This is a genomic window from Massilia pinisoli, assembly GCF_024753285.1.
Classification (GTDB): Bacteria; Pseudomonadota; Gammaproteobacteria; order Burkholderiales; family Burkholderiaceae_D; genus Telluria; species Telluria pinisoli.
In genome coordinates this window covers 138,997-163,779 of the sequence record NZ_JANUGW010000006.1, presented here as the reverse complement: position 1 = coordinate 163,779, position 24,783 = coordinate 138,997, and the positions used below count along the sequence as shown (strand labels likewise).

21 protein-coding genes are annotated in these 24,783 nt (G+C 61.2%); 9 read left to right on the top strand and 12 right to left on the bottom strand.

Annotation, left to right across the window (positions count from 1 at the left end; all coding sequences use genetic code 11):
- Position 1: 1 nt before the first annotated feature.
- The 3 genes from NX784_RS10705 to NX784_RS10695 all read left to right on the top strand — a co-directional run bounded on the left by NX784_RS10705 (position 2) and on the right by NX784_RS10695 (position 3,048).
- Positions 2–490 (top strand): YfiR family protein, encoded by a 489-nt coding sequence (locus NX784_RS10705; RefSeq protein WP_258816632.1) that lies wholly within the window; start codon positions 2–4, stop codon positions 488–490.
- On the top strand, positions 487–2,352 hold the full coding sequence (locus NX784_RS10700; RefSeq protein WP_258816631.1) for a putative bifunctional diguanylate cyclase/phosphodiesterase: 1,866 nt from the start codon (positions 487–489) through the stop codon (positions 2,350–2,352). The genes NX784_RS10705 and NX784_RS10700 overlap by 4 nt, the downstream gene beginning before the upstream one ends.
- A gap of 114 nt (positions 2,353–2,466) precedes the next feature.
- Positions 2,467–3,048 carry a DJ-1/PfpI family protein gene (locus NX784_RS10695; RefSeq protein WP_258816630.1) on the top strand — a complete coding sequence of 194 codons (582 nt, stop codon included), beginning with the start codon at positions 2,467–2,469 and terminating at the stop codon, positions 3,046–3,048.
- Positions 3,049–3,069: 21 nt separating this feature from the next.
- Here NX784_RS10695 and NX784_RS10690 read toward each other — a convergent pair whose 3' ends face one another.
- Positions 3,070–5,055 (bottom strand): alpha/beta hydrolase family protein, encoded by a 1,986-nt coding sequence (locus NX784_RS10690; protein WP_258816629.1) that lies wholly within the window; start codon positions 5,053–5,055, stop codon positions 3,070–3,072.
- Positions 5,056–5,164: 109 nt separating this feature from the next.
- Positions 5,165–6,484, bottom strand: a complete 1,320-nt coding sequence (locus NX784_RS28950) for a GGDEF domain-containing protein (protein ID WP_258816628.1) — start codon at positions 6,482–6,484, stop codon at positions 5,165–5,167.
- A gap of 327 nt (positions 6,485–6,811) precedes the next feature.
- Between NX784_RS28950 and NX784_RS10680 the strand changes: the two genes are divergently transcribed.
- Positions 6,812–7,234 (top strand): endonuclease III domain-containing protein, encoded by a 423-nt coding sequence (locus NX784_RS10680; RefSeq protein WP_258816627.1) that lies wholly within the window; start codon positions 6,812–6,814, stop codon positions 7,232–7,234.
- Here the strand turns inward: NX784_RS10680 and NX784_RS10675 are convergent.
- Both NX784_RS10675 and NX784_RS10670 read right to left on the bottom strand, forming a co-directional pair.
- Positions 7,119–7,718: a DUF1579 domain-containing protein gene (locus NX784_RS10675; RefSeq protein WP_258816626.1), complete on the bottom strand. Its 600-nt coding sequence runs from the start codon at positions 7,716–7,718 to the stop codon at positions 7,119–7,121. The genes NX784_RS10680 and NX784_RS10675 overlap by 116 nt on opposite strands.
- A gap of 10 nt (positions 7,719–7,728) precedes the next feature.
- Positions 7,729–8,454 carry an NIPSNAP family protein gene (locus tag NX784_RS10670; RefSeq protein ID WP_258816625.1) on the bottom strand — a complete coding sequence of 242 codons (726 nt, stop codon included), beginning with the start codon at positions 8,452–8,454 and terminating at the stop codon, positions 7,729–7,731.
- 80 nt (positions 8,455–8,534) lie between these two features.
- Here NX784_RS10670 and NX784_RS10665 point away from each other — a divergent pair, with 80 nt between their 5' ends.
- The 5 genes from NX784_RS10665 (at position 8,535) to NX784_RS10645 (ending at position 17,051) form a co-directional block, all read left to right on the top strand.
- Positions 8,535–9,497: a helix-turn-helix transcriptional regulator gene (locus NX784_RS10665; protein WP_258816624.1), complete on the top strand. Its 963-nt coding sequence runs from the start codon at positions 8,535–8,537 to the stop codon at positions 9,495–9,497.
- 315 nt (positions 9,498–9,812) lie between these two features.
- Positions 9,813–12,644, top strand: a complete 2,832-nt coding sequence (locus NX784_RS10660) for a type VI secretion system Vgr family protein (RefSeq protein WP_258816623.1) — start codon at positions 9,813–9,815, stop codon at positions 12,642–12,644.
- A gap of 17 nt (positions 12,645–12,661) precedes the next feature.
- Positions 12,662–14,932 (top strand): T6SS effector phospholipase Tle3 domain-containing protein, encoded by a 2,271-nt coding sequence (locus NX784_RS10655; RefSeq protein ID WP_258816622.1) that lies wholly within the window; start codon positions 12,662–12,664, stop codon positions 14,930–14,932.
- Positions 14,929–16,773 (top strand): type VI lipase adapter Tla3 domain-containing protein, encoded by a 1,845-nt coding sequence (locus NX784_RS10650; RefSeq protein WP_258816621.1) that lies wholly within the window; start codon positions 14,929–14,931, stop codon positions 16,771–16,773. Before NX784_RS10655 ends, NX784_RS10650 begins: the two co-directional genes overlap by 4 nt.
- Positions 16,774–16,784: 11 nt before the next feature.
- The gene (locus NX784_RS10645) at positions 16,785–17,051 is read left to right on the top strand and encodes a PAAR domain-containing protein (RefSeq protein ID WP_258816620.1); all 267 of its coding nucleotides are present in this window, start codon (positions 16,785–16,787) and stop codon (positions 17,049–17,051) included.
- A 477-nt stretch (positions 17,052–17,528) separates the two neighbouring features.
- Here the strand turns inward: NX784_RS10645 and NX784_RS10640 are convergent, their stop codons facing one another.
- From NX784_RS10640 to NX784_RS10605, 8 genes are all read right to left on the bottom strand, one after another.
- The gene (locus NX784_RS10640) at positions 17,529–18,551 is read right to left on the bottom strand and encodes a ParA family protein (RefSeq protein WP_258816619.1); all 1,023 of its coding nucleotides are present in this window, start codon (positions 18,549–18,551) and stop codon (positions 17,529–17,531) included.
- Between the two features lie 409 nt (positions 18,552–18,960).
- Entirely contained in the window at positions 18,961–19,497 is a 537-nt protein-coding gene (locus tag NX784_RS10635) for a hypothetical protein (RefSeq protein ID WP_258816618.1), read from the bottom strand.
- Positions 19,498–19,687: 190 nt separating this feature from the next.
- On the bottom strand, positions 19,688–20,989 hold the full coding sequence (locus NX784_RS28945; protein WP_258816617.1) for a type II secretion system protein GspD: 1,302 nt from the start codon (positions 20,987–20,989) through the stop codon (positions 19,688–19,690).
- Complete coding sequence (locus NX784_RS10625) at positions 20,986–22,071, bottom strand: zonular occludens toxin domain-containing protein (protein ID WP_258816616.1); 1,086 nt, start codon at positions 22,069–22,071, stop codon at positions 20,986–20,988. The genes NX784_RS28945 and NX784_RS10625 overlap by 4 nt, the downstream gene beginning before the upstream one ends.
- Before the next feature lie 3 nt (positions 22,072–22,074).
- A complete protein-coding gene (locus tag NX784_RS10620; RefSeq protein WP_258816615.1) occupies positions 22,075–22,350 on the bottom strand; it encodes a DUF2523 domain-containing protein in 276 nt (91 codons plus the stop codon).
- Position 22,351: 1 nt separating this feature from the next.
- Positions 22,352–23,701: a hypothetical protein gene (locus NX784_RS10615; RefSeq protein ID WP_258816614.1), complete on the bottom strand. Its 1,350-nt coding sequence runs from the start codon at positions 23,699–23,701 to the stop codon at positions 22,352–22,354.
- A 165-nt stretch (positions 23,702–23,866) separates the two neighbouring features.
- Positions 23,867–24,088, bottom strand: coding sequence for a hypothetical protein (locus NX784_RS10610; RefSeq protein WP_258816613.1), 222 nt, complete (start codon positions 24,086–24,088; stop codon positions 23,867–23,869).
- A 300-nt stretch (positions 24,089–24,388) separates the two neighbouring features.
- Positions 24,389–24,775: a hypothetical protein gene (locus NX784_RS10605; RefSeq protein WP_258816612.1), complete on the bottom strand. Its 387-nt coding sequence runs from the start codon at positions 24,773–24,775 to the stop codon at positions 24,389–24,391.
- Positions 24,776–24,783 lie beyond the last annotated feature (8 nt).

Here is a 24,783-nt window from a genome sequence, read left to right as displayed (position 1 = left end):
CATGGTCCGCGCGCTCACCCTCCTCGCGCTGGCCGCCGGCCTCGGGCTGGCGGCAAACGCATGCCTGGCGCAGGTCGAGGGCGTGGACCTGAAGGCGGCATACATCTTCAACTTCGCCCTGTTCACGACCTGGCCGGACGGGAATGCGAAGGCGCCGCTCGTCGTGTGCGCGAGCCCCGACAATCCGCTGTGGCCCCGCCTGCAGGCGCTGAACGGCAAGCCCGTCAACGGCCGCCCCTGGACCCTGACCGACCTCGCGCACCCGAAGGCGCCGCGCTGCGACATCGCCGTGCTGGCGCGCACGGTGGAACGTCCCGCGCTGCCCGTGATGGGCATGCTCGTCGTGCGCGACGGCATCGGCAGCAAGGCGGCGATCACGCTCGTCGAGGACGACGAGCACATCCGCTTCGACATCGACACGCAGGAAGCGGCCAGGAACGGCCTGCGCTTTTCCTCGCACCTGCTGCGCCTCGCGAGGAACGTGCTATGAACCCGACGACCGCACGCCGCCCCGGGGAGCTGAGCCGCATGGCCGGCCTCGGCCAGCTGCTGGCCGCGGCGGCCGCGCTGGGCGTCGCCTGCTGCATCCTGCTCGCCTACCAGTTCGTCGCGCTGCGCCGCAGCCTCACGGACGACCTCACGGTGCAGGCCGCGATCATCGCCGACAACGTATCGGCCACGTTGATGTTCCGCGACCAGGACGCCGCGCACGAGATGCTGCGCTCGTTCCGCCACTCGTCGTTCCTCGCGGCCGCCACGGTATATGACCGCCAGGACGTGGAATTCGCCGCGTACCGCAACGGCGCCGTCGACGGGACGCCGCCGCTGCTGCGCGACTGGACGCTGTTCGCGCCGCTGTCGGTGGCGCGCCCGGTCCGCTACCGCGGCATGACGCTGGGCCGGGTCGTGCTGACGGCGGACACGGTCGGCATCCGCAACGGCCTGCTGCGCTACGGCGCCCTGCTCGCGCTGGCGTCGCTGGGCGCGCTGGTGACGACGTCGCTGCTCACGCGCCGCTCCAAGGCACGTATGCGCCAGGCCGAATCGCAGCTGAAGCACCTGGCCTATACCGACACCGTGACCGACCTGCCGAACCGCCGCTGCACGTACGAGTCGCTGGAACTGGAGATCGCGCTGCTGACCGAGGCGGGCGGCCGTGTCGGCCTGCTGCTGATCGACCTCGACAACTTCAAGGTCGTCAACGACACGGCCGGCCACGCGGCCGGCGACCACCTGCTGCGCCAGGTCGCGAGCCGGCTGCGTGCGACGGCGCGCCCCAGCGACCGCATCGGCCGCATCGGCGGCGACGAATTCGCCGTGATCGTCGCGCCGCTGGACGATCCGGACGAACTGGAACGCGTGGGCCGTCGCATCGTCGCCGCGCTGCGCGAGCCGCTGCAGGTCGAGGGCATGGAAGTGCGGCCCACGGCCAGCATCGGCGCCTGCGTATTCCCGAACGATGCGCGTACGATGAGCGAGCTGCTCAGCAATGCCGACGCCGCGCTGTACCGCGCCAAGGCCAACGGCCGCGACACGGTGGCCGTGTTCGAGCGCGAGATGATCCTCGCCACGCAGCGCCGTGCGCGCCTGGAACGCGACCTGCGCCGCCACCTCGAGGCGGGCCTGCTGGAACTGTGCTACCAGCCGCAATTCGCATGCGGCTCGCGCAAGATGGTCGGCGTGGAGGCGCTGCTGCGCTGGCCGCATCCGGAGCAGGGCTATATCTCGCCGGCCGAATTCATCCCCGTCGCCGAGGAAACGGGCCTGATCGTCGAGATCGGCAAATGGGTGCTGGAGCGCGCCTGCATGGACGCCGTCGCCCTGCACCGCCAGACCGGCACCTGGCTCAGCATGGCGGTGAACGTCTCCGCGCGCCAGTTGCGCGACAAGGACTTCATCGGCGTCGTCGAGCGCGCGCTGCGCGCGACCGGCATGCCGGCCGACCGGCTGGAACTGGAGCTCACCGAGAGCATGCTGATGGAAGACCTGGACGGCGCCGTCGACTTCATGCACAACGTGCGCGCGCTGGGCGTGCGCCTGTCGATCGACGACTTCGGCACCGGCTACTCGTCGCTGGCCTACCTGCAGACCTTTCCGATCAACCACCTCAAGATCGACCGCAGCTTCGTCCGGCTGCTGCCCACGTCCGGCACGACGATCGCCGGCGCCGTGATCGCCCTCGCCCACGGCTTCAACCTGACCGTGGTCGCCGAAGGCGTCGAGGAGCCCGAGCAGTTCGACTGGCTGCGCCAGGCCGGCTGCGACTACGTGCAGGGCTACCTGCTGGCGCGCCCGCTGCCGCTGGCGGCACTGCGCGCGCGCGTGCTCGAGGAGCGGGTGCCGGCTGCCTGACCGGTCCGTCCCGGGCAACGAAGCGTGCCCAAAATCAAGCCTTACGAGCCCGCTGCGACGATGGTATCTTTGTCGAGTCATTCCGACACCCAGGGAACCTCGAAGGAGAACACGATGGCAGCGAAGAAGATCCTGTTGTTGACCGGCGATTTTGCGGAAGATTACGAGACCATGGTGCCGTTCCAGACGCTGCAGGCGGTGGGCCACACCGTGCATGCCGTCTGCCCCGGCAAGAAGAAGGGCGACAAGGTCAAGACCGCGATCCACGATTTCGAAGGCGACCAGACCTACACGGAAAAGCCCGGCCACCAGTTCGCGCTGAACGCCGATTTCACCGAGGCGAACGCCGACGACTACGACGCCCTCGTCATCGCGGGCGGCCGCGCCCCGGAATACCTGCGTCTCGACCCGCAGGTCATCGCGCTCGTCCGGGGCTTCGCGCATGCCGACAAGCCCATCGCCGCCGTCTGCCACGGCGCCCAGGTGCTGGCGGCGGCCGACGTCATCCGCGGCAAGCGCGTGTCCGCGTATCCCGCATGCGCGCCCGAGGTCCGGCTGGCGGGCGGCGACTATGCCGACATCCCGGTCGACGCGGCCGTCACGGACGGCAACCTCGTCACCGCCCCGGCCTGGCCCGCGCATCCGCAGTGGATGGCGCAATTCCTCAAGCGGCTCGGGACGGAGATCGCGTTGTAACGAGCGCGCCCGGCGCGGCGCTCAGTCCGCCGCGTGCGCCAGGTTCTTGTCGAGGAAGGCGTCGACGCGCTTCCAGAAGTCGATGCTGTCCTCCTCCTGGCGCCAGCCGTGCCCCTCTTCCGGATAGATGACGTAGTCGACGTTGGGATTCGTCGCCTTGACGGCGTCGCGCATCTTGGTCGCGTGCACGACGGGCACGCGGCGGTCGTGGGCGCCGTGGGCCATCAGCAGCGGCCGGCGGATACGGGCGGCCTGCGCCAGCGGCGACACGTCCTTGAACGCGTCCGGATCCTTGACCGGGTCGCCGATCAGCGTCTTCATGTCGTAGCGGAGCGCGTCCTGGGAGGCGTCGCTTTCGACGTCCGTGAACATCAGCTTGATGTCCGTCACGCCCGCCCACTCGACGCCGGCACGGAAGACGTCCGGATTGCGCACGAGGCCCATCAGCGTCGCGTAGCCGCCATAGCTGGCGCCCATGATGCCGATGCGCTTCGGGTCGGCCCAGCCCTGCTTGACGGCCCAGGCGGCGGCATCGGCGAGGTCGTCCTGCATCGTCCGGCCCCACTGCTGCCAGCCGGCCCGGAAATGCGCGATGCCGAACCCCGTGCTGCCGCGGAATTCCGGCTGCAGCACGACGTAGCCGCGCGACGCCAGGAACTGCGCCTCGGCGTCCCACTCCCACGATCCGCCGCGCAGGTACGGGCCGCCATGCACGAGGACGACGGCGGGACGCGGTCCGGTGGCCTTCTCGGGCGGCATCGTCACGTAGACCGGAATCTGCAGGCCGTCGCGCGCCGCGTAGTGCAGGAAGTCGCGCTTGCCCATCTGCTTGCGGTCGATGGCCTGGTGGGTACTGCCCAGCCCGATGATGTGGCCATCCGCAGGCGTGTACAGGTAGTAGGCAGGCGGCATGCGGTCGGACTTGGACGTGACGACGACGGCGGCCGGCTCGCGGCAGTCCCGTGGGCACGTGACGTGGTTGCCGGCGCCCGGCAACAAGGCGTCGACCTTCTTCTGGATCGCCTGCATGACCGGGTCGATCCAGGCCGTGGACGCGGCGTCGGACACGAAATGCACGCCGAGGATTTTCTTGTTGGCTAAATCCTGCTCGACGCTGCCCGTGAAATCGAAGCCGTCGATGTCGACGAAGGGTTCCTTGTCGAGGGTCTTTTTGTCCACGTCGAAGGTGAACAGGGCCGTGCGTCCCTTGTAGCCGGCGCGCACGTACAGCGTGTTCCGGTTGTCGAACAGCACCGGATCGAAGATCTCGTCCTTGAGGCAATCGCGGTTGCTGATCTCGCTCCACGGCCCTTGCTGGCCCTTCCGATAATAGACGATGCACCGCCCTTTGCCCCGGGTAACGGCCACGCGCGGCTGGTCGGCTGCGTCGAACAGCCAATCCCGGACGAGCTCCGGCTGCGGTCCCGTGAGCATGTCGGTCAGCACGCGCGTGCGCGTGTTGAGGCGGAACGGATGGATCGCCTGCGGTTGCTGGTCGATGTTGTTCCAACTGAGCTTGCCGACGATGATGTCGTCCGAACCGTCGTGCGTCACGCCCATGAACGTGTAGTCGGCCGTCAGTACCCGGTCCTTGATGAACGAACCCGTCGTTTCCTGTTCATGCATCCAGTTTCCCGAGATTAGGTGCGTCAGGTTGCTGCCGTCGCGGTCGACAGCGACTTGGTCATCGTTGCCTTCGAACTCGATTTGCGTGTTCTTCAACGTCAACGTGAGCCGGTTGTCGTTAACCCATGCAAGCTCGTGCAGGCGCAGGCTGTCGAATGTGGAAACAGTGGTGACCTTCTTCAGGTCCGCAGTCTCGCGGACGACGAGCGCCTGCTTGCCATCGCTCAAGCGATTCAACAGCGCGACGTAGCGCCCGCTGGGCGACAGGGTCACGAAACTGACGTCGGGATAGGCGAAGAAACTCTCGACGGGAGGACGGTCGGCGGCGTGCGCGCACCCTTGTGCGGCAAGCAGTGCCACGGCCGCGAACAGCGATAGCATGTGACGGTTCATTGGAAGAATTATTGGTTTGACAATCCTCCATGGTTGCCTCGCCAACAACTTTTGTCAATAGGAAATTTCTGATTCCGCGTGTGGTGCGGCGCGGTTATCAGGCGGCGCTGACGGTTACGGTCAGCTCGCCCGGGATGTGCGCGCACACGCGGTCGCGGCCGCTCCGCTTGGCGCGATACAGTTCCTCGTCGGCGTTCTTGATGACGACGCCCACTTCGTCGTGTTCGTGATGCTGGGCGACGCCGAACGAGGCCGTCACGTGCAACCCTGCGGGCCACATGTGGTGATGCAGCGCGTGGCGCAGGTTCTCCGCCAGGATCTTTCCTTGATACACATTGGTCATCGGGCAGACGATCAGGAATTCCTCGCCGCCCCAGCGCACGAGCCGGTCGGACGAGCGGATGCCGGACGCGATGACGTTGGCGAACTTGCGAAGCACGTCGTCGCCCACGTCATGCCCATGCGTGTCGTTGATGCACTTGAAATGGTCGATATCGATGAAGATCACGGCCATCGGATCGGCCAGCAGGCTCGACGTACTCATCAGTGCCGCGCGCAAGCCTTGCCGGTTCAGCACGCCGGTGAGCGGATCGATATACGCCTGCCCGGCCAGGTCGCGTGCCTCGAGTTCCAGGGCCTTGTTGACGGTACTGAGCAGTTCGATGGCCGCTTCGCTGTCCTTGAGCTGTCCCCGCAGCGAGAGCGTGAGTATGGCCAGCCAGCCGACGGCGCATGCGACCCACGCGCCCACCAGCCACAGCAGCAGGGTATCCCGGCTGATCAACTTGCCGTGCAGGCGCAGGCTGTGCACCGTCAGGATACGCTCGCCTTCGACGCCGCCGAAATTGGACACCATATCCAGGTACACGATGTTGTCGAGGTTGACGATGGAATGTTCGATCGGCGGTTTCGCCGTCTCCTTCCACCATTGCGCCACGACGAACCAGTTCATCGGAATCACCATGTTGCCGTTGGACGGCAGATCGAGCGATTCGACTTGCTCGACCTTGTAGGTTTGCCACGTGTCGAGCCGGGTGTACCCCTCCTCCACCTCGGACACGACGATTCCGAATTTCAGCGGACCCGGCCCGGAATAACTCGCATCCACGATCATGTAATCGAAGCGCGACATGTCGATGCCCTTGGCGCCCTTGAGGAAATCGAAACTCAGCTTGCAGTGAGGCCAGTCGATCTTCTTGCCGATGCGGCAATGCATGACGAGATCCTGCCCCTTGCGCTCGACCCATCCCTCCGAATTGCCGCCTTCGGCCTTGTCGTCGCTGACTTTCACGGGGAAATTACCGGCACCCAGCTCGAGCACTTCCACCATGCCGAAGTGCTGCCAGACGAGCAACGCGACCGTCAACAGCAGCAGGCCGCCGAACACATAGCGGGCGTGCCCCAGGAGACGGGCCACGGGCTGGAGCGAGGATTCAGCAAACGAGGCCGACATGATGATTTAGGTCAATATTCCTTGTGAAATAGCAAGATACCTCACCGTTTCGGTGAGTGCAAGACGACAGCCACCATTTGTTCCTGTTTTGTTGTCTTTTGGTATGGCAACCCGGCTACGGAGCGGAACGTTCATTAACAAGCGCGTAACCTGTGCGTTTCGACCACCTGCGTGCGGACGCGGGAATCATGCAACATGAGCCATTCGACATCGGCGTCGCGCTCGACCGCATCGAGGAGACCGTCCGGCCCTGGCTCAAGGCGGCCATGTTCCAGCTGTCCGACGAAGGGCATGTATCGACATTCGAACAAAGCCGACCTGCATCATCTCCCCGTGTCGCGCAAGCTGTTCGCGCGCGAGGTGGGACGGCGCTTCGGCGACGCGCTGCCCTGCGACCGGGACGTGCTGCTATCATTCGCGGACGTCGGTCCCGAGTGCGCGAACCCGGTGCTGGGTGTGGGGTGCGGGACGCCCGTGATCAGCGTCGACATCCACGTGCACCGGGTGACGGGACGCTGGGGGTACGTCAAGGCATCGACGCCCGAGAAAACGCTTGCCGCGCTGGAAACGACGCTGCGGCAACGCTACTGGATCGACATCAATCGCCTGCTCGTGCCGTTCGGGAAGCACGTCTGTACGGGGAACCGGCCGCGGTGCTCGACGTGTCCTGTGCTGGACATGTGTCAGCAGATCGGCGTGACGGATCATCGCTGAGTGAGAACTCCATGATCCAGTTCGTTTCCCACGTCGCACCGCCGTCCGCGGAAAACGCCTGCTGCCACCGGGCGCTCACGGCCGTGATGTCGGCCCATAGGAAGCGCACGCGGATCGGCATGCCGTTCAACGTATCGTCGGCGAAAAAGGTGCCGGTACCGTCCGCGAAGGCGCCGACGACGGGGGTGCCGAGGTCGTGCGGATGGCGGCTGTCGAGCCACCAGATGGACCAGCGCCGCGTGGCCGGATCGTAGGCGCGGATCGAGGACGCGCGATACGTCCCGGACGGCAGCGCCACCACGTTGTCGTCGACGTTCGCCTGGCCGTCCAGGATCGGTCGCATGGTACATGTTCCGTCAAACACATCCCACTCGGTGCAGCCGGCAAGCCGTTCCTTCAGGCGCCGGTGGTGGACGATCCAGTGGCCGACGAGGAAATCGAAATCGGACCTGCCGTCATGGTGGTCATGCATGTATTCGTTCATGATGTGCTCCTCAGGCGTGGATGGCCGAGCGGGCGGTCGGGGCAAGGCGCAGCGCATGCGGCTTGTTCGTCAGCCATTGCGATAACGCCGGCGCCACGTCGTCGCGCTGCCACGTGCCGCCGGCCAGGAACGCGTCGTGATGTGCCTGGTTCTTGAACACCGTCGCCCCGACGAGCACGTGTTCGCCTTCTCGCACGGGTAGCCTGGGGAAATTGTTCGGACTGGGTTCCGTGACGTACCAGCCTTGTGCCAGCGCTTGTGCGCGCCGGAGTGTCGGCGCCATATGCTCGTGGCAGAAGTCGAGAAGTGCCGGGGCCGCTTCCTCGCGCAGGCAGAAAACGGTGATGACGACGAGGCCTTTGGCCGCCGCCCTCCTTTCGGGGTCAACCGCGAGACCGGCACCGGGCCACGCTGGCCGCAGCAGCAGGACATCGTCGGAGTCGATCATGGTCGCGTTCGCGACGTCGCGGTGGGCCGCCCAGGTCGGACCGCCATAAAATCCCTGCAGGCCGCGCGCGCGCGAGGCCATGTCGGCAAAGCCGCGCAGCCAGACGAAGCGATCCGGGTCGTCCAGATCGCGGAACTGTCCCATTACGCGCATGCCTTCCCGTTCCTGCGATTCGATGAATTCGCGGTCGAACAACTCGACCAGCACATCGCGCTGCCGCGGGTGCAGCGTGTACTGGCGCAGTTCGACGACCTGCGGGTCGTTCGGCGGCGGATTGTCGTAAGCCATGGCACTCTCCTCGTTGTGTTCGGTGTCATCCAGTATCGAATAGAATATCTGCCATCTGATGTCATATATTCCACCCGACCATGCGTGCCAGCCGACTGCTTTCCATCCAGATGATGCTCGAGACGCGCGGCCCGATGAGCGCCACCGAGCTGGCCGATGCGCTGGAGATATCGGTCCGCACCCTGCACCGCGACATCGACCAGCTCACGGCCGCGGGCGTGCCGATCTACGCGGAACGCGGCCGCACGGGCGGCTTCCGCCTGCTCGACGGCTGGAACACGCGCCTGACGGGCCTGACACCCGCCGAAGCGCAAGTGGTCTTCCTCAGCGGTCTGGCCGGCCCCGCCGCCGATCTCGGCCTCGACAAGCCGCTGCAGGGCGCGCAATTGAAACTGCTGACGTCGCTGCCGGAATCGTCGCGCACGGAAGCGCAGAAGATGCAGTCGCGCTTTCATCTCGACCCCGTCGACTGGTATCGCGAGGCGGATGCGGTGCCTCATCTGGCAACCGTCGCCGACGCTGTCTGGTCGGAGCGGCAGTTGAGCATGTCGTATGAAAGTTGGCGCGATGAGGTCGAGCGGGTTGTGCATCCACTTGGCTTGGTGCTGAAAGCGGGCGCTTGGTATCTCGTTGCGGCAGCGGATGGGAAGCCGCGCACGTATCGGATCTCGAACATCAAACGTGCCGGCTCGCTGGAGGCGCGCGCGCGGCGGCCGGCGCGGTTCGATCTGGCGCGGTATTGGGGGGAATCGGTCGCGCGGTTCGAGTCGGAGCTTTATACGGATTATGCGGATGTGCTGGCAACGCCGGCTGGGCTCAAGGATCTGCGTTATCTGAATGCCGCGGCGGCGCGGGCCGTTGCGGAGGCGCGGCCTTCTCGGCGCAGGGATGGGCGGGTGGCGGTGCGGGTTCCTGTCGAGTCCGTCGAGCATGGCGCCGGGCAGTTGTTGCGGCTGGCGCCGGACGTGGAGGTGACGGGGCCCGCGAGGCTCAGGAAGGCGCTGGCTGCGCGCGTGAGGGTCGTTGCGGCGTTATATGCGTAAGCGATTTCAACGCTTCGTGTCCTTAAGCCAGCATCACCTGTCTCATTTCCTTTCTACGCCGTAGCCCACCGACAAATCAACTTTTGGCGTACATGCCAATGAGCAGCTAGTTGCGCCAACGCATGATGCGCTGTTGACTGCACGCTAACATTCCCGCTTTGACATGGAGCGCAACCACTAGCGGTACCGGCCGTCGCTATCCAGGCGGGAAATGCATGACTAACATGGCTTCGAGCGCCACTGAGTAAGTTCCCTTCTTGATAGCCGTGTGCCGCGCCGCAGCCGGTCCCAGCCCAACAGCAAAGGGAACTGATCATGGCAGACACCTCGACACGGGCGCTTGAATTGGCCCGGTACACGCTCGGAACACACGATCGTCCGCTTGGACTCAAGTTGGCGTGTGCCAACGGGATGCGCGACGACATTCTGCTACCCCAACGCTTGATCGGCAACGAAGCCATTTGTGGCGGCTTCGAACATCGCATTCTCTGCGTGGTTGGCGATGCTGAGCTAGCCCTGAAAGATTTCATTGGCCTACCCGCCGAACTGCACATCGTCACCGACACAGGGCAGCTCCGACGCATCTGCGGCATCGTGACGGAGGCAGCGTCTGGTCAAAGCGATGGTGCGCTGGCGACGTACGAGTTGGTGTTGCGCGATGCCTTGTCGATCATGGAGGCCCGAAAGAACACCCGTGTGTTTCGCAACAAAAGCGAACTGGATATCGTCAGGATCTTGGTGGCCGAATGGCGTCAACGCAATGGCGTGCTGCGCGAAACATTTGACCTGGAAGTGGCCGTGGGCCTCGACAACAGGTGCCCAGCGCGCGAACTCATCATGCAACACAACGAATCGGATGCCGCCTTCATTCGACGTCTGCTACAGCGCCGTGGTGTCGCCTGGTTTTTCCGCAGCGGATTGCCCGAGCTCGGCGGATATCGATCGCAGCGGGACACGATCGGCCACACGTTCATCCTGTTCGACGATTCGACGCAACTGGCACGGAATGCGGCGGGCACCGTCCGTTTCCATCGCGACGCCGCGACCGAGCAGCGCGATGCCATCACTGGATGGAGCGCCGTGCGCATCGTTCAGCCCAGCAGCATGTCGATTCATACCTGGAATTACAAGCAGCCGCGCATCGGCGAGTTCATGACGACATCGGCAAGCTCGCGTGCCGATCAAGGCAAGCGCGGCAACGTATTGGCGGCCACGCTGGACGATTACCACGTCGCCGCTCCACACATCGGAGACACGTCCGCTGACCTGGCCGACCTGGGCGAGGTGCAGATTGCCCATTACGAGTATGCGGCCAAGAGCTTTAACGGCGAAGGCGGCGTACGGGACCTGGCGGTGGGTGAATGGTTCAGCTTCAAAGGGCACCCGGAAATCGACAGCCATCCCGAGAACGAGCGCGATTTCGTCATCACCAGCCAGCGAATCGCAGCGCAAAACAATCTTCCGATCGAGATTAGCGCCAGGGTCGAGCGTCTATTCAATCGCAACGGCTGGAATGTCGGCGACTACGCCATGTTCGCCAACAGTGACAATCCCGACGAGCCAATCCGGTACAAGACGCGTTTTACCTGCGTCCGGCGCGGTATCCGTATCGTGCCGCCATCTCCCGTCCTGCCGCGTCCGGAACTGCAAACCGCAATCGTCGTCGGTCCGGTCAACGAAGAAGTCTGGTGCGACGAGCTTGGGCGCGTCAAGATTCGCTTCCCTGCTACGCGTCCAGAGGACCATGCTCACACAGGCGGCGCCGGGAGTTCCGATTCGGACACTGATTCCGCCTGGGTTCGCGTCGCATCCAGTTTGGCCGGCAGCGCACTCGGTGCACGCAATCAATGTGGCGCGCGCCTGTTGCCACCAGTCGGTAGTGAAGTGCTGGTCGCATTCGCAGGCGGCGCCCCGGATAAGCCGGCCATCATTGCCCAGGTATTCAACGGAGCGGCACCGCCGCCCGCGTTCCGCCATGAAGCCGGCGTGCCGAATACAAAATACCAGTCGGGCATCCGGTCGCGCGAAGTGCGGGGCCAGCGCGGCAACCAGCTGAGGCTGGACGACACACCGGGCCAGATCAGCGCGCAGTTGGCGAGCGATCATGCCGGCGCCGAGCTGAACCTTGGCTACTTGACCGAGTTGCGTCAGGGCGGACGCGCCGCTCCCCGGGGCGAGGGAGCGGAGTTGCGTAGTGACGAAGCGATCGCCCTGCGGGCCGCCAGAGGAATCTTGCTGAGCACGTGGAAGCTGCTCGGTGGCGCGGGTTTGAAAGGCAGGCAACTCGCGCGTGACGATTATCTCGAACTGCTGCGCGAGTGCGGCGAACTGTGCGCAGCGCTCGGCGACTACGCGGCCGAGCACAACGGGCTACCGATCGACACGAAGGAACAGAACGACCTGCTGGCCCGTTTCAAAACGTGGGAAGACGGCAGTAACACTGTCCCGGACGCGACCGAACGCGGCGAGCCAGTCATCGGCATCACCTCCCCTGCCGGCATCGGCTTCGCAAGCAGCAAGGCGATCGTCAGCTATTCGGCCCGAAACATCGACACCGTAGCGCAACAACACCTCCAGTTGACCGCAGGCCAGCGCTTCAACCTGAATGCCGGCAAAGGGATTTCGCTGTTCGCCCAGAACGGCGGCTTCACCGGCATCGCCCACACCGGCAAGCTGCTACTCCAAAGCCAGCATGACGACACCGACATCAACTCGGCAAAGAACCTGACGCTGACTGCCACCGAGGGCACGGCAACGATCTCGGCCAAGGTAATTCTGCTTGTCGCCGAGGACGGTTCCTTCCTCAAGCTGGGCGATGGACCGCCCGTCCTGGGCAGCAAACAGTCCCTCAAGTTTCACGCCCCGGATTTCCTCTACGACGAGCCCGAATTCCTGACGGCCCAGTTCCCGACCTTTGGCCAAGGCCGCGCGGACCAGAAGCTCATGGTGCGCTACGCGCCGGGCATCCCACTCGAGAACGGCGAGCGGCCGCCCGGCGCAGTCGTCAAGGACGCCAAATTGAAGATTGCGCTCAGCGATGGCACAGCCATGCAGGCGCGCAGCGGCGCCGATGGCAAATCCGATCTGATCGAGCGCGATGCCATGCACATGGCCGAAATAAGCCTGATGCGCGGTGCCGACCAATAAGTTCACTTGGAGGAGACATGGGCGGCAAATACCCGAAACCGGAATATGTGGCAAGCCAAACCCCTACGGTACTGAAACACAAGCGGGTTTCCGACAAGGTCATCGAACACCCGCGTGACCAGCCTGGCAACATCATCATCATCCACGGCGTGAACGATGTGGGCACCGGATTTGGCGAGGTGGAAGCGGGTCTGTGCGAAGGGTTGGAGCAGCGACTGTTCCGCCATTTCCAGCCCGCCGGCTACACGATGCCGACTAATAAAGACGAGGTGGTCGACGATCCGGACGCAACGTACTTCAAGCGCAGCACAACGAGCCAGACTCTCAGTCCGGTCATTCCGTTTTATTGGGGATTCAGGGAAGTCGGCAAAAAGACAAAGACTGTCAACGGCCAATTTACCGACCGGTATGGCAACCGGCTCGACAAGGATCTGTCGAAGGGAGGCGGACCATTCGGCAACGCCACCAGCAGCTTGCCCGACATGTGGAACCGAGGCGTCGGTGCCCCGATGGATCTCATGCATGACCCGTTGCGTCCGCTCAGAGATGGTGCCGGCCGCATGTACATGATATTGGCCGCGCAGCGGCTCGCGGCCTTGATCGCGATGATCCGCGACTACGAGGAACACGACACCGTCACAATCGTCGCCCACAGCCAGGGCTGCTTGATCAGTTTGCTCGCGCAGGCTTTCCTGTTGGAGCGCAAGGAGCGCCCTGCCGACACGCTGATCCTGACACATCCGCCATATAGTCTCGTGGACGATCCGGGCGCGGCGGCCTGCATCGCGAACTTCTTTTCCGGTGGTACCGATCCCGCGATGGCGGGCCATTACGACGGCATCAATGGCGTACAGACCCTGCACGGAAGGCTACAGACGCTGGTCAATATCGTGCAAGGCCTGGCGAAGACCAAGACCGCCGTACCGGTTTTTGAAAAGATCGATGAGGCCACATGTGGAGGCATGGTTGAGGGCCGGTGGAAACCTGGCGGCGATCGCGACAACCGGGGCAAAGTCTACCTGTATTTCAGCCCGGAAGACATGACGGTCGCCCTCGACAACATGCAGGGCATTGGATGGCAAGGCGTTCCGGACTATATCGATGGCAGGCGGATGACGGAAGCACCCGACGTCAGCGGCTATGCTGCCAGCAAGGGTTATTTTGGCGGCAGCCCGAAGTGGCGGACCGAAAAGATAACCAGGCAGCCTCTCGTGGAACTGGGGCAGAACTTCCGCCAGCGCGTGTTCACCGCGAAGCAGCGTCTGGATCCGCGCACCCGGAAAGTTGGATTCGTGCTGGTCGGCCAGCCACCGCACGATTTCCCTTTACGCGTCAAGGGCGAGGACGACCATGCACACGTCGAGTCGAGCGGGCGCAACCTGCGGGCGACGTTGCCGATCGCCAGATGGCCGATCCGTCCGGATGACAAACCCGAGCAACAGCGTAACGGCATCCGTACTATCAACGGCGAGCCTCTCGCGAAGCCCTGTCAGGCGGACATGCGGGGCAGCCAGATCGATGCCGACAAGATCCCGGCGAGTTCGGCGCACGCGAAATTAAAGCCGGATGACCGCGGGCCCTGCGAGGAAGTCGATCCGATCACGGCGGCCATCGCGGTCACTTCCAGTGGCGGATTACAAAGCCATCTTGAAGAACGGCCCGACCCGACAGGGCACGTTCAGCGTCCCGGTACGCCGCAGGATCTGCCCCCGTCAGAACTGGAACGGATGACGGACGCCTACAACCAGGAAAAGAACCCGAAAAGCGAAAACCCGAACGACAGGTTCAAAGTCGTTCGCGCAACGCGCCATCCAGACGGCAAAGTGATGGCGGTGATTCAGGAAAGCCCCAACGCGGCGCGAAGGCGGTGGCAGCACGAACTGGGCGCCAAGTCCTTTCACAGTGCGATCTTCGACAGCCGCAAGAATCACAGTCAGGTCACTGCCTACGACGTTGCCATTGGCAGCGGCAAAGCGTCCAGCGATCCGAAGTTCTATGCGTATTTGTGCGCGGTGGCGGATTGGCGGCTGAAAAAATTAACCCCGATCGATAACCCCCGGACCGGAATACTAGTGTGGGATAAGTTCGTAACTAAGTTCGGAACCTACCTCCAGTGCGAACCGCAGTGGCGGCGTGAACTCATTGAGGGTAATGCCGACTACTACAGCTCGGGTGTACTTCCGAGATGCCTGCCACTGTTGACGGGCAAGTTATCAGGCATGGTGGTGTCTGAGACGACGTCGGGCAAGCGTATTGCTCCAGCGAGCGCTGTGAAGGAAAAGTCATGAGCATCCCGGCGGTAACTGACATGGAAACTACCAAGCGGCCCAAGGCGTGGATTCACATTGTCGGCGCCTTGATCGCCTTTCCTGTTTTATTCCTGCTGTGGTTGATTTTCGATTTCCGGGTGCTGCATCCGGAACTGGCAAACGTAACTGTGGAGACGACGATGGACAGGCTGCGTTGGTTTGGCGTACCGCTGGTGGCGGTCATCCTGCTGTTCGGTGGCAAATGGATGTATTCCTCGTGGACCGCCAGCATGCGCGCTCGCGAGTGGCAGGAAAAGAACCTGCAGCTCAAGCAGCAGGAAGCCGCCGCACATTCCGAAAAATCGCACCGCGAATACGCCCTCGAAGTCATCGGCATGGGGGTCACCTACGAAAAATACAGGCAGGGCAAGCTATGGGATGCGCTCCAGGGGGGAACGCCCTTCACCAGTCTCCGCGAGCAGGACCCAAAAAAGTATGCGTGGAGCGATTTCGACAAGTTAGGCGTTAGCGGCAGCCGGGCCTGCGACGCACTGGAAAACGGTGCCAAGCTATCACCGATGTTCTGGGGCGTTCCTACCTTTTATGCCGGGAGCCCGATCGCCGACCCCGCCAAACGACCGAGCGCAATCCGCCCGATGGCGGGACTGGCCGCCAGCGCGGAAGGCACCGGGATGGCCTGGCACCTATTCGTCACTGGCCCTTGGCAGCTGAGCGAGCGTCCCGACCAGTTGCTGGAACAGGTATTCGCTTTCTTCGACGCGTATCCAGACCTGCCGTATATTGTCCTGCTGGCGGACGACAGCTCCGCCACACGCGACCTTGGCCTTCCTCCCGAAGCGCCGCAGCTCATCAGGGACGGCTACTACATTCCTGACATGCCCGACTCCACGACGGTGTTCGTACTGGCACGGCGCGAACGAGTCGAGCCGCTCCGGCCCTATGTCTGGGACGACCCGGACAACGACTACCTGCAGGAAAACCTGCGAATGATGTATTACGACGTCATGGAATCTGTACCGACTCCCGAGAAGCTGGCCAATCAAGAGAAATTCCACGGAGGCCGCCAGCCCTCGGTGGCAGAATGGCTGACGGCGGCTGCCGCCTTCGCCAAGCATCCCGTGTACGACGATAAGGAAGCCGGCATTTCCCTCGCAGCTTTCCGCCGCTGGCTGAACGACCCGCCGAAGGATTGGAAACCGACGCCCTGGTTCCCGCTGCCGTGGAACCGCAACCAGATGAGAGCCTTCGATGACCTCCCCTCGCTGGGGTACATCCACCGCCCGGTTTTCGTCAAATTCGAGGACGAACACGGCCGACCGGTCAACCGCCGAGACGCACGCCAGAAGATGTTGGAAGCAGGCTGGCAGCGGGCCCTGCAAACCCTGCCGGATACCGAGCGCGCTACAGGCCCGGTCCGCATCGTCGGCGCCTTCGGCAACCATGTCGAACAACAGCGCGCGTTGGAAGGCGTACTGCACACCTTTGCGACGCAGGGCGGCCTCGAGATCGACACCAGCAAGACCGCGCAGTTCATCAACACCGACCATCGACTCGGCAACACGGGCGCTGCAACCCTCTTCATGCAGATGGCGCTCGGCGTCATGGGCAGTTACATTGAAGGCGGCACTTCGGCCGCCATCAACCTGCGCGATCCAACTGGCGCGAGCATCGTCTTCATCAGCCCGCCGAGCGAGGCAAGCCGCAAGAAGCAGCACGGAATGAACGTGTTCAAGCACAACGTCAAGCCAGCCATCGATCCCGAGAACTACAAGCCGCCAACGGTGGGCGCGGTCCTTCAGCCCAGTAAGGCGTCGTCGGCACCCGAACCGAGTGCGTCACACGTTAACGCTCAACAATAGGACAAACGATCATGCGCAAGGTGATTCGGCTGGGCGATCCCACATCGCACGGGGGCAAAGTGATCAGTACGCGCGCCACCAACTTCAAGGTAGGCGGTATTCCGGTCGCCTGCGTCGGCGACGCCTGTAGCTGCCCGATACCGGGACACAGCGGCTGTACGATCGCCAGCGGCTCCAGTCGCCACCGCATCAATGGAATCTCGATTGCGTTCGAGGACGACGTGACCAGTTGCGGGGCCAAGCTAAAGTCGACCTTGCAGAACTTCCGAACGTCGTAGGAATTGTTAGTCGAGGATCGCCGGCAATAACCCGGTGTGGCAGGCAAAACGCGCGCTCACCAAAGACGAATCTTCGTGAGCGCGCCGGTCCCGATTGGCGAACATTGTTGTCACAATAAGTAAGCGGGATCGCCCGCCGAGCGAACGAAAATGCCTACATGGCGGTCCGCTAAAGTAGGGGGTCAAGGGCCAGATACAGCATAAGCTCTTGATTTATTGGTAGGCCTCCCCGGAGTCGAACCGGGCACCAACGGATTATGAGTCACTGCCGTAGGCCGTCATTAGGTTGGCATTGGCCGTTAAATCAACAACATGCGCCCTAGCCTGCCGCATTGGATACCCGTCACACAGCATTGCTGTTGACGATTTGTTGACACCGAACGCAGTGTCCGAAACCTTCGTTTGCTGCATCTTAAAGAAAGGCTGCAGGAAGTACTAATTCATAGCCATTTCCTTCAGCTACACGCCAACGTGGCCTTACCAGAACCTAGAAGCAAACTCAACCACGATATCGCGGTTTTGATCAAGTTGCTCCCTATCAACTTTAACACGTTGCCCCGCAACACTTAGCGATCCGGAGTGCATGGAAACAAATGGAGTCCCTCGTGCAAACGCAACTACCCCAGCAGTCTGAAAATCCTTTATTTCATACGTGCCTTCTGACACAGCAGAAAATGTGAAGTAATCAGGGTTATCTTTAACCATCGCATCCAAATCAAATGCAATCCCTGACAAAACTGCAGCATAACTTTTTGCGGTATTGATATATTGCGTTAGCCGATTCTTGGCAACCATATGAACCTTAGGAGACGGAAGGCCTGCTGCAGTCATACGAGAGTGGAAATTGTGCTGCGCATACACATCGGATGGAAGCTTCAGACCATAGATCAAACTCATTGCGTTCTGAATTCCTCGACGAGAAGAATCGTCCGCAGTTACTGGCAACACCAGCCGATCACATGCTGCCAAAGCAATTTGTGTGTACATAGAAAAGCTCGGATTCATATCGACAAAGCAGTAGTCAAAGTGATCAGAGCACGCCTCTAAAAAGTCTCTTAACCAGCAAACAACTTTTGCCCAACTATCGGTTCCAGGGATTTGGGTGTTCGCCAAGGTTGAAACAGCGTTTGCCTGGAGTTCCAACAGTGGATCGCCAGCTAAAAGCCTAATGTTCGAGGGAACGGCCGCGTTGTAGTGATGAGGAATCGAGATGAAACCGTTTGGACTAAGACCAGAGGTATCAAAAGGCTTGGGCAAACGGGTTTGAAAATAGCCACCGATAGAGCGCCGGCCGGCCTCACCATGTAACGTCAGTAAATTGACTCCCCCTTGATTCTCCTGACCGCCAAGCATCAACTCACTTAAGTTCGCTTGAGGACAAACGTCCACAACAAGAATACGCGCATCCGAATGTTGCGCTGCAAACGTACAAATTCCTTGAAAAGCTAAGCTCGTCTTCCCTGTACCGCCCTTGTTGTTCCAGAAACCCAACACTTTCATGAGACCCTCCGAAGTAGTTAACGTACTTCGAATTGTACTAAACTACTTTTTCAAAGTCAATTTTTTACTTGAATACGTCTTTTTTTTACATTGCAAGGGAGAGCTAAGAGGCCAGATCGCTGAAGCAATCAGTGATGTTTGCAAGTCTCCGACGGCCCTACCGGGGGTCCCTGCCGGGGGCCTCTCGCTTGCGAGGCGGCGGAGGCAAGGACAAGAACCCGTCCTTGCCCCTTTGCAAAGCGTGGGTCGCTTCAAGTGTGTCAAGGGCCCGTGTCCTCGCCCGCTGGGCTGCGGGCCGCGCCAAGCCCTTGACACCCTCTCCGCTCCATAAAGCACGCTGAAACACTCTTGCTTCATATCTTGACCGATCTTCTCAGCGGCCTTCCAGCCTGGCTAACAGATCGATTGGCTAAGACTCATCAAAGTCCGAAGCACAGTGAAATTTGCCTTGCATCGCACGAGACTTACCCTTACGCGCATCCATCCACGCCATCCATCCAGCCCGATGAGCATGGGCATCATGACGAGCATGATGCCATGGACCGTGTTGCTCATGGTAACGCACAACGGCACGGTGAAAAATTGACGAGTCGATAAGGCTACGTAAATCAAAGGGTTGACCGACCAGATTGTGAGGAGGGGCGTTGTTCATCGCATCTAGAAGCAGTATCCAGTCTGTTCGGCTGTCACAAGCGATAACGACTTTTCGTGGAAGTGTTGCAAACCAAGCTGTCAGACGGACCGCAAGCTCGGCACGCGTAACAGCCGGACCACAGCGGCCGAGTTGAGGCAGCACGGCCTCACGCACAAATTTGTTACACCAAGCGATCTGGTAGTCCGAACGCTCCAAGTAAACGACGCGTTGGCCGTCCTCAGACACCATCCCAATACTGATAAGGTCAGTATTAATTGGGTCCGTGTATTCGGTATCAAGGAAAACAATCATAGATTCACAACAAACCGAAGACGAGCTCGCGAAAACACCAACCTGCAGTGCCAGTGCCGGTGTGAGCGTTTCAGCGTACGTCGACTCAAAACTCGGGAAAGTGAAGAAATGCCAATGAACATGTTTTGCTAAATTGATTGTAGCCGTTTTGCTTCTTACTCAAATTGGAAGTCGCATATTATCAGCTGGTTCATATTTTCTTGAGCTGCAAAAAAAGCAAAATCTCCGACTCAGACTTGTCGCTGGCCTTGCTACCAAAGAACGGCAGGAATGGCACACGCGACGCCGCAGCGGTATCTTTGCTCTGGCGCAAACCACCGATCACTACGACGTCACCATCCGCTAGGGAAACGCTGGTCGTAAGCTGCCGCTTGGTCAGCGTAGGAGAATTGTTAACGCCGGTTGTGGTAGCGACAAATGACGACACCTGCTGGTCCACCTTGACCGCGATCGAAGAATCACGAACCACAGGCGAGATAGAAAACAGCACACCAGACGAGCGGTAATCGACCGACTGAACCGGAGCAGCACCATTGCCGGGATACGTAATCGCCCCGAGCACTGGAACGTCATCACCGACCGTCAGGGATGCCGTCTGCCCCGACGCGACACGAAGCGAGGGCGAGGACAACACCTTGAAGCGTGAATCGCTGTCTAGCGCCTGGATGATGGCGGTGACGGTCGAGGCCCGCACGCTGACGTAGTTGCCCGACTCCTGGGCCGCACCAAGCGAAAAGCGGAAACGATCGCCCAAGATCGAAGCGGCGAGCTGCAGGGCGGAAGCATGCTGCGTGCCGATGTTGACCTCATAGAGCGCGCCGGTAACCATAACCTGGCCCGGATCAACATCGAGCTGTGTGAACAGCTTGCGCAGCGCGGCTACCTCGTGAACCGGGCCGGCGAAGATGATTTCGCCGGCGTTCCTGTTCGCCAGATCAAGCAGCGAACCGGAAGGAGCGACCACAGCCTGCGAACCCGAAGCGGCGGCACCAAGTGAGGCGGCGGACGCGGCCGGTGCAGCGGGGGCGGTAATATTCATGCTGCGCTGACTGGTGAAATGGCCGCTGAACAGCGGGGCCACCATCTCCACCAGTTGCGAGCCGTCACGGAAGCGCGGCCGGTACACGAACACCTCTTGTCCTGCATCCTCGACCGTGGACAACCGACGCTCAGGCGGCGCAGGTCGAACGACATCGAGGCGGCCACGCGTCATCAGCTCATAACCGAGCCCATGCAGGAAGGCAGCGAACACCGTCCGGAAATCGCCATCGCCGGTATGGTAACGGAACGACACCGGCCGATGGTCCTGCAGCACGGCCGGATCGACGGTGTACGGCACGGACGCGAAGGCCTGAACGTACACGACCCGCACCAGATCGGCCAGAGGGATTGAATCGAAGTCGAACGACGCGCCAGGCAGCACGGCCGGAGCTGCAGACACGCGCCCCACCAAGACGAACAGGAATACGAACAACAACGCAAACTTTCTCACTTTTTTGCCTCGATAGAAGGAGCAGAAGCGCTGACCGACGCGCCGGTGAAGCGGGTGACTAGGTGACCATCCACGGTGCCCGATTGCGTGAACCCGGAGCCGCTGAACGACTTGGCCGACTCGACGCGCACGCCACCAGGTGTGCTTAGGATCACGAATTGGACGCCATCGCTGACCAAGTTGCCGACGATGCGCAGCTCGGTCGAAAGGTTAGAAGATGGGGCCGCTTGAGCCTTGCCGGAGCCGGCAGCTTGACCAGCTGAAGCAGGAGCTGCAGCAGCGGCCTGACGCTCGGCCGGTGCGTCGGGATGGGTCTTTGCCCACCACCAGTGGAAAAGCCGCCAGCAGATCAGCACGACCGCAAGGATGAAGAAAACGATCTTGAACATCGAGCGCCGGTCGGCAAAGATATTCATGCGGCTGTCGGCGTTCAGTTCCTTGCCCTGTTTGTTGCCGGCGTAGCTCTTGTAGAGCGGGAACACCTCGGGATCGTAAGTCTTCGTCCAGTCCTTCACGATGTGCTTGGCATGCTGCTTCCAGCCCTCCCACATCGTGATCGTGTAGACGTTGTTCAGACCGATACCCTTGGCCTTGTGAGTCTTGAAGCTGTTGCCGATCACGGCCTTGATGGAGCGATGCAAATCGCCGATGTCCTGCGTCATCAGCACCAGGTCGCAGGACACACCGGTGTCCGGATGCGTGTAGTGGCGATGCTCGCGGAAGAACACCTTGTGCTCATTCAGGATCTTCACGTCGTTGCCCCATATCTTGTACGCCTCGTCGATCGCAACTAGATCGCCCGGCATGACGATCGATTTGCACTCTCCCCCCTCGGCGGCGGCATGGTCCGGGAAGAAGTCGGCCGCGCGCACCTGATCATCGTTGACGTTGACGACGGCCCCCAGGTTGTCGTCGTCGAGCTGGTACTTGCGCGCGACATACTCGCGCACGAAGTCATTATTCAGGCCGGCGATGTTGGACACGACGCGGCGGCCTGCAGCGATGGCAGGAATGACCACCGAAGAGACGACCTCATACGTCTTACCCGAGCCCATCAAGCCGCTATAGCTGTTGATCGCCATGCATCACCCGAAGAAAGGAATGCGGCGGATCGCGAAGCGCAGGATGTACGCGGAGATCACACCAGGGAAAAACTGCGTCCACATGGTCAGATCGGCGAAATACCACATCGCCGGCGACCAGGACGCCAGCGCCGAGTTAAGGTCGCTCGGGCCGGGCAACTTCGACACCAAGTAGCCGCACACCGAGGACACGATCAGATACATCACTGTGAACAGCAAAAACTTGACGAGCACAGTCCGCACCAGGAAAGCGACGACGCTTGAGAGAAGTGCCCCCATATCAGGCCCCCATAACGATAAAGACAATCACGATGGCCCAGGCCACAGCGAAAGCAGCTTGCATCGCAACGCGAACGTTATTCGCTTCTAGGAAATCGCACATTTGCGTAAAACGCACCGTCTGACCATTCAGCACACCGCCAGGCAGCATGAACGACGGAGTAGGACACACCGACTGATGCTGCGGGAACGAAAACGACGCCCACGCCGGCCAGAGATTGAGTAGCGGGTCGACAATGCTGCTAACCGTGGGCGTCTCTTCCAGCTGAGGCGCGCTGAACGAGCCCCAGTCGATAGGCTTGGAATCCGTGTTCGAGCCCGTATTGCTCCCGGTGTCGTTACCCGTGCCGGTGCCAGTACTAGGCGAACCAGACGACGACGGGAGCGAGAATGGCGACAACGCGCCATCAGTGGAAACCTGCGGCGAGACGGTATCACCAACAGTCGGCCAACTCGCTGGGTTCGCTTGCTGTTGCATCTGCGCATCCGCCTGCGTAATCGGGTCGCTGGCGTCATATGGCAGTCCCGCGTAGCCAGGCTGAGACGCCGCCTGCTTCCAAGCAGTGTCAGCGATCGCCGCAACGATGGCCGGATTGACCGGCTTCGCCTTGTCACCGTCAGACACGTTCGCGGCAGCAGCACCAATGCCAGGTAGAACCAGAGGTGGAGTTGAAGCCGCAGGCGTCAGGCAACTCGTACCGTCGTAATATTGACCAACGGCGCAGGTCGCAGGAGCCGCCCGCGTGAACATAGCCACATCGATGCCGTAAACGGAGCCATCAGCGGACATAATATGGAAGTAGTAATCAGACGCACCGGGCGTGCCCACATACCACCCGTCGCCCAAGGTTTTCCCTGGAACGGTAGACAACGCTAGATTAGCCAGGATGACGGGATCGGCCGCGTACGTAGAACCTCTAACGTAAGCAACGCCACCCGCAACCATACCTGCGCCAGGTGAACTGATAGACGACATCGTTACAGACACGGAGCCATCACTGTTGAGAAGCCACTTAACGCCATCGATCGCCAGACTAATGCCGGCCGAGAACAACACACCGAGACCGACACTAATCGCAGCGGTGACCCATGCGGGAGCAGTTACACCGGCAGCAGTTACCACTGCAGCAGCAGCGGCATAACCGACGATGCCGGACCCGGCAGCCTGCAGAGTAGAACCAATGCGAGGATCATTCGCCGCAAATCCTCGTTTTATGGCCTTCGACTGAATCAAGCTCGACAGCGCAGTCTGCATCCTGGACGGCAGCGCCTGCGCAGAACACAGGCCTGGCGACACCATCAGCACCAGGAGCCAGCGCACAAGCAACAAGCGAAAAAATGACGATTTCATGCTCAACCTTTCAGGCCTTGCACACATGCATGACCGGAGAAAACACCGAGGAAAAAGAAAGCCAGATACCACCAGGACGCATCCATACCCACCACCGAAAAGAAACAAAAAAGGGTTGAACCGAAGTCCAACCCCGGCTGACGCCCAACCGCCAGCGAGCGGCGATTAGTGCGCGCCCTTGACCAGGCGACGCACCTTAAAATAGCCGAGCTGGGCGAGGTCGACACCGATCACCAGAGCACCGATACCGAAGATCGCCGAGGTCACATCAGCGAACGAAATCGACGCCCACAAATCGGCGACCGAAGTAACAGCAGCTTGCGACGCCAGCGGCAAAGCGAAAACGGCCAGCAAAGCCACCTTGAAAAACTTGTTCGTAAACTTCATAAACAAACTCCAACGAAACACCGGGGAAGCGCCCCGGAGACGCCCATCAGGAACCGCCCTGACGGATAGGCTTACGCACGGCCCATACAACGAAGCCGAGCAGGTAAGCGAATACAACGACACCAAAACCAAAGAAGAAGAACCCGCTTGCTTCCAAACTGTCAAAAGGCGAGCCACCAACCAGAGACAGCTCAGCCTGCACAGTCATCACACCTTGGCCGGATGGACAAGGCGGCTCAGGCACGGCAGAAGCATTAGTTGCAGCATCAACACAAACGACGACAGAGGACGCAGTCATAATCAAGCGGCTTTTGCGACTTTCACGTCCACGAGATCAACAGCGGACAAATATTCAAGCCCCACGACCACCAATTTCTCAACATCCTTTGATACGGTCTTATTCTCAATGGTCTTGTTTTCGACCGCCGAGACGCGTCGATAAGTAACCATGCATCGTGCCGGAAACGTTCGACCAGTCATCGACTCCCCGATAGACGCATTCGAGACCGCTTGTTCGATTGCAGTGTAGCCAGTCCAGTTTTTCGATGCAGGCGTCGAAACAATCATTATCTTGGTGGATTCGATTCCTTCCATCTTCGAACCTTTTTCGCCCTTAAAACCGGTCGAAACACCAAGAACGAACTCTTCCGATTTCAGCTCCGACACATGACGCGACAGCAAACTCATTCTCATCT

Excerpts from the sequence above, each read along its gene's own strand:
- NX784_RS10705 (WP_258816632.1), top strand. The coding sequence starts at position 2 with ATGGTCCGCGCGCTCACCCTCCTCGCGCTGGCCGCCGGCCTCGGGCTG.
- NX784_RS10700 (WP_258816631.1), top strand. The coding sequence starts at position 487 with ATGAACCCGACGACCGCACGCCGCCCCGGGGAGCTGAGCCGCATGGCC.
- NX784_RS10695 (WP_258816630.1), top strand. The coding sequence starts at position 2,467 with ATGGCAGCGAAGAAGATCCTGTTGTTGACCGGCGATTTTGCGGAAGAT.
- NX784_RS10690 (WP_258816629.1), bottom strand. The coding sequence starts at position 5,055 with ATGCTATCGCTGTTCGCGGCCGTGGCACTGCTTGCCGCACAAGGGTGC.
- NX784_RS10680 (WP_258816627.1), top strand. The coding sequence starts at position 6,812 with ATGTATCGACATTCGAACAAAGCCGACCTGCATCATCTCCCCGTGTCG.
- NX784_RS10675 (WP_258816626.1), bottom strand. The coding sequence starts at position 7,718 with ATGAACGAATACATGCATGACCACCATGACGGCAGGTCCGATTTCGAT.
- NX784_RS10670 (WP_258816625.1), bottom strand. The coding sequence starts at position 8,454 with ATGGCTTACGACAATCCGCCGCCGAACGACCCGCAGGTCGTCGAACTG.
- NX784_RS10665 (WP_258816624.1), top strand. The coding sequence starts at position 8,535 with ATGCGTGCCAGCCGACTGCTTTCCATCCAGATGATGCTCGAGACGCGC.
- NX784_RS10660 (WP_258816623.1), top strand. The coding sequence starts at position 9,813 with ATGGCAGACACCTCGACACGGGCGCTTGAATTGGCCCGGTACACGCTC.
- NX784_RS10655 (WP_258816622.1), top strand. The coding sequence starts at position 12,662 with ATGGGCGGCAAATACCCGAAACCGGAATATGTGGCAAGCCAAACCCCT.
- NX784_RS10650 (WP_258816621.1), top strand. The coding sequence starts at position 14,929 with ATGAGCATCCCGGCGGTAACTGACATGGAAACTACCAAGCGGCCCAAG.
- NX784_RS10645 (WP_258816620.1), top strand. The coding sequence starts at position 16,785 with ATGCGCAAGGTGATTCGGCTGGGCGATCCCACATCGCACGGGGGCAAA.
- NX784_RS10640 (WP_258816619.1), bottom strand. The coding sequence starts at position 18,551 with ATGAAAGTGTTGGGTTTCTGGAACAACAAGGGCGGTACAGGGAAGACG.
- NX784_RS10635 (WP_258816618.1), bottom strand. The coding sequence starts at position 19,497 with ATGATTGTTTTCCTTGATACCGAATACACGGACCCAATTAATACTGAC.
- NX784_RS10625 (WP_258816616.1), bottom strand. The coding sequence starts at position 22,071 with ATGGCGATCAACAGCTATAGCGGCTTGATGGGCTCGGGTAAGACGTAT.
- NX784_RS10620 (WP_258816615.1), bottom strand. The coding sequence starts at position 22,350 with ATGGGGGCACTTCTCTCAAGCGTCGTCGCTTTCCTGGTGCGGACTGTG.
- NX784_RS10615 (WP_258816614.1), bottom strand. The coding sequence starts at position 23,701 with ATGAAATCGTCATTTTTTCGCTTGTTGCTTGTGCGCTGGCTCCTGGTG.
- NX784_RS10610 (WP_258816613.1), bottom strand. The coding sequence starts at position 24,088 with ATGAAGTTTACGAACAAGTTTTTCAAGGTGGCTTTGCTGGCCGTTTTC.
- NX784_RS10605 (WP_258816612.1), bottom strand. The coding sequence starts at position 24,775 with ATGAGTTTGCTGTCGCGTCATGTGTCGGAGCTGAAATCGGAAGAGTTC.